Source organism: Caulobacter sp. HMWF025 (genome assembly GCF_003060965.1).
Classification (GTDB): Bacteria; Pseudomonadota; Alphaproteobacteria; order Caulobacterales; family Caulobacteraceae; genus Caulobacter.
Genome location: NZ_QAII01000089.1, coordinates 1 through 4,116, shown reverse-complemented (window position 1 = coordinate 4,116; position 4,116 = coordinate 1). Strand labels below are relative to the sequence as shown.

Sequence of the window (4,116 nt, the reverse complement as noted above, 5' to 3'; positions counted from 1 at the left end):
GGCGAAGTGCGCGCGCACTTCGCCGGCATTTCACGGTTCAGCTGAACCAGGGGTTCCCGCCACAAGGGCGGGAATGACGGTGGAAGTGTGAGACACTTGCCCCCTACGGGCTGCTACGCAGCCGTCTTCCCCCGGAGGGGGAAGATGAGATCATCCGCCCCCGCCGGGGGGAGGACGACCGGCGAAGCCGGTCAGGAGGGGGCCAGCGGCGTCGGCCGGTTTGCCCGGCACGCTCCCCCTCTAGTCCTCGTCGTCGTCCTTGCGGCGGCTGGGCTTGAGGATGACCTTGTCGATGCGCGAGGCGTCCATGTCGACGATCTCGACGTCGAACGGGCCCAGTTCGAGGATCTCGCCCTCGCGCGGGATACGGCCGAGGCGATCGAGGATCAGGCCGGCCACGGTGTGATAGCCGCCCTCGGCCTCGAAGGCCTCGCCCAGGGCGTCGTTCAGTTCCTGGATGTCGAGGCGGGCATCGACCAGCCACGAGCCGTCATCGCGGCGCAGGATGCGGGTCTCGGTCTCGTCGTGATTTTCCGGGAAGTCACCGGCGATCATCTCCAGCAGGTCCAGCGGCGTGATCACCCCCTGCACCGAGCCGAACTCGTCGACCACCAGGGCCATGTGCAGCGGGGTCTGCTTGAACACCGCCATGGCCCGCAGCAGGGACATGGTCTCGGGAATGGCGATCGGCTGCTGCACGTGAGCGGCCACGTCGATCGGACCGCCGCCGAGGCAGGCGTCCAGCAGGTCCTTCTTGAGGACCACGCCGATCTCGCCGTCGAGATCATCATCGGTGGCGACCACGATGCGCGAATAGGGGCAGCCGCGGATCTCCCGCAGGATCTCCTCGGGCGTGTCGGCCAGCGAGATCCAGAACAGGTCGCGGCGCGGAGTCATGGCCACGCGCACGGGCCGGTCGCCCAGGCGCAGGACCTCCTGGATCATCGAGCGCTCTTCCGGCTCGATCAGGCCGGCATCGGCACCCTCGGCCAGCACGGTCTCGACCTCTTCGGCGGTCATGTCGTTGGTCCGCTCGTCACGCACGCCCATCAGCTTGAGGATGCCGGCGGTCGAGACGGTCAGGATGGTCACGAACGGCCGCAGGACAGCGGCGACGACGGCCAGGAAGGGCGACATGCGCCGGGCGATCGCGTCGGGGAACAGCAGGGCCAGGCGCTTGGGCACCAGCTCGCCGAGAATCACCGAGACATAGGTCAGGCCGATGACGACGACCGTAGTGGCGATGGCCTCGGAATGGGGCCCGATCACCGGGAAGGGCTCCAGCCAGACGTCCAGCGCCGCAGCGATGGTGGCCTGGCCGTAGGCGCCGGCCAGAATGCCGATCAGGGTGATCCCCACCTGCACGGCCGACAGGAAACGCGTCGGATGCTCGGCCATGGCCAGGGCCAGACGGGCCCCCTTATCGCCGCGATCGGCAAAGGTCTGCAGGCGGGCCCGACGGGCCGAGACCACCGCAAGTTCGGACATGGAGAAGATCCCGTTCAGAAGAACGAGAAAGAAGACGACGGCGAGCGCGAGGAGGATCATGGCCCTACTGGGTCGATGACACGGCACCGGACGGCGACCGCGACCCCGGCTTTCTTGATGCGGCGAGGGCGAACCGCAGGGACACTATACAAAATAAAACGCCGCGGCCCATAGGGCCGCGGCGCGGTAGCTCAATTGAAGTCCGTTTCGACCGTTTAGGCGGCCGGACGGGCCATGGTGGTCTTGGCCTTGATGACTTCCTTGTTCTTTTCGTGCTGGCCGGGGGGCAGCGGGATCAGACCGCGGCCCTGCAGGTAGCCACCACGACCCGTGGCGGCGTCCGAGGTGAACTCCTTCACGAAGTCTTCGAGGCCCGGCGTGACGCCGAGGTTGGCCTTCTTGACGTAGATGTAGAGCGAGCGCGACAGCGGGTAGGAGCCGTCCGAGATCGTCTGGGCCGACGGCTTCACGCCGTTGACCGAGGCGCCCTTCACCTTGTCCATGTTCTCTTCGAGGAACGACCAGCCGAAGACGCCCAGCGAACCGGGGGTCTTGGTCAGGGTGCCGACGATGGCGTTGTCGTTCTCACCGGCGTCGATCCAGCCGTCCGCGCGCAGCGGGTCAACCTTGGACTTGAACAGCTTTTCGTTGTCCGAGCGGATCGCGTCGATCGACGGGAACTTGCGGGCGCCGGCCTCGATGGCCAGTTCGACGAAGGCGTCGCGGGTGCCCGAGGTGGGCGGCGGGCCATAGACCTGGATGCGGTTGCCCGGCAGGCCGGCACCGACGTCATCCCAGCTGTTGGAGGTGTTCTTCACCCACTGGCCGTTCTTGTAGACGTTGGCCGACAGGCCCAGGTACAGGTTCTCGGTCTTGAAGTTGTAGTCCGCGCCGTCCTTGTCGGTGGCGATGACGATGCCGTCGAAGCCGATCTTGATCTGGATGATGTCCTTGACGCCCTTGGCGGCGCAGGCATCGAACTCGGACTTCTTCATCGGACGCGAGGCGTTGGCGATGTCAGGGAAGCCTTCGCCCGAACCCGAGCAGAACAGCTTGATGCCGCCGCCGGTGCCCAGCGATTCGACCTTGGGGGCCTTCTTGCCGGTCTTCTTGGCGTAGTTCTCGGCCACGCGGGTCGAGAAGGGGAAAACGGTCGAGGAGCCGGCGGCCCAGACGTAGTCGCGGGCGGCATAGGCGGGGGCGGCGGCCATGCCCGACAGGGCGATGGCGGCGGCCGCGCAGGAAAGCAGCTTCTTCATGGGAGAACTCCAGGGAGTCGTGGGAGCTTGAAGGGTTTGGCCGGGCCGGCTCCACGGGGAGCCGGCCCGTACGACTTAGAAGTCCAGTTGCGCGCGCAGCTGAAATTGCTTGACGTCGAAGTCCTGGTTCACGCCGTAGTTGTCAGCCTTGCCGTCGGTGTAGTTGGCCTGGAAGCGGACATACGAGGTGGGGTAGTAGTTCGCGCCCAGGGTCCAGCCGGTGTATTCGCCGGCTTGCGACGTGGCGGGCTTGGTCTTCAGGGTGCTGTAGGCGTCGGTCAGGTCAGCGAAGTCATAGCGCAGGGCCAGTTCGACGCCGCCGAAGCCGCCGGCATTGATCGGGTTCAGGATCTTCGGACGCTTGAATTCGCCGGCGACCTGATCGTAGTTGCGGGTCTCGCCCGTCGGCCAGAAGCTGACGAAGGCATAACCGACCTTGATGGTCGGATTGCTGCCGGCGGTGCCGGCGCGGGTCACGTCGATGTTGGAGTATTCAGCCTGGACCGACAGCGGTCCGTGCATCCAGGCACCTTCGACGGCCACGGTGGCGTCGCGGTTGCCGATGCCACCGGTCGTGTAGAAGGTGGCGTTGCTGTAGGCGGTGTTGGTACGGCCGGTATAGGCGAACGTGCCTTCGTCACCGCGGTTGCGGTAGCGATACGAAGCCGCGACGTGCACCTTGTCAGCGTCGGTCGAGATCGGAGCCCAGTGCGCACGGCCGGTGATGACCAGGCGTTCCTTGGAGTCGGCGCTGGCGTTCGAAACGTCGGCGCTGTTGATGCTCGCGCCCTGGACGCCCAGGGTGAAGCTGTAGTCCGGGCCGAACTTCTTGGCCACGACGCCCAGCTGGTAGCTGTCGACGCCGAAGTCACCGTACGGACCACGGTCCATGAAGGTGGTGAAGCGGGTCGATGTCAGGTTTTCGAGGCCGGCGACCTTGATGTTGCCGAACAGGAGGCTGGTGTCTTCGGTGGGCTTGTACTCGATGACCACGTCATCCCAGCCCCAGGCCCCGCCGTTCACGGCGCCGCCTTCAGCCTTGTAGGCGATGTAGTTGTTCAGCTTGCCCTCGATACCGAGGAAAGCCTGACGACCGCGGGTGTTGCGGGTCTGGAAATCACCGCCGGGACCCGCACGGGTCACGTCCTGGAAAACGGCGTCGAGCAGGATCCGGCCACGGACCTTGAAATAGACGTCATCGTTCGTCCACTGGGGCGCGCCCTTCCAGGCCACGGTGGTGTCTTGCGCATGAGCCGTGACGCCCAGGCCGAGCGCGAGCATCACGCCCAGCGCCGACCCGCCGACCAGCGAGGTCTTGTTCCGCATTGTAGAATTCCCCTTAAGGCTGCCCCTGGCCTCTCGCCCCCTT

3 protein-coding genes are annotated in these 4,116 nt (G+C 66.0%); all 3 read right to left on the bottom strand.

Going from position 1 to position 4,116, the window contains the following annotated elements; translation table 11 throughout:
- Positions 1-240: 240 nt before the first annotated feature.
- Positions 241-1,548 (bottom strand): hemolysin family protein, encoded by a 1,308-nt coding sequence (locus tag DBR10_RS10485; RefSeq protein WP_108505556.1) that lies wholly within the window; start codon positions 1,546-1,548, stop codon positions 241-243.
- A gap of 155 nt (positions 1,549-1,703) precedes the next feature.
- Positions 1,704-2,747: a substrate-binding domain-containing protein gene (locus DBR10_RS10480; RefSeq protein WP_108505555.1), complete on the bottom strand. Its 1,044-nt coding sequence runs from the start codon at positions 2,745-2,747 to the stop codon at positions 1,704-1,706.
- Between the two features lie 75 nt (positions 2,748-2,822).
- Positions 2,823-4,073, bottom strand: a complete 1,251-nt coding sequence (locus DBR10_RS10475) for an OprO/OprP family phosphate-selective porin (RefSeq protein ID WP_108505554.1) — start codon at positions 4,071-4,073, stop codon at positions 2,823-2,825.
- Between the last annotated feature and the right edge of the window lie 43 nt (positions 4,074-4,116).

Bases quoted from the DNA above. Each gene is read 5' to 3' on its own strand.
- DBR10_RS10485 (WP_108505556.1), bottom strand. From the start codon at position 1,548: ATGATCCTCCTCGCGCTCGCCGTCGTCTTCTTTCTCGTTCTTCTGAAC.
- DBR10_RS10480 (WP_108505555.1), bottom strand. From the start codon at position 2,747: ATGAAGAAGCTGCTTTCCTGCGCGGCCGCCGCCATCGCCCTGTCGGGC.
- DBR10_RS10475 (WP_108505554.1), bottom strand. From the start codon at position 4,073: ATGCGGAACAAGACCTCGCTGGTCGGCGGGTCGGCGCTGGGCGTGATG.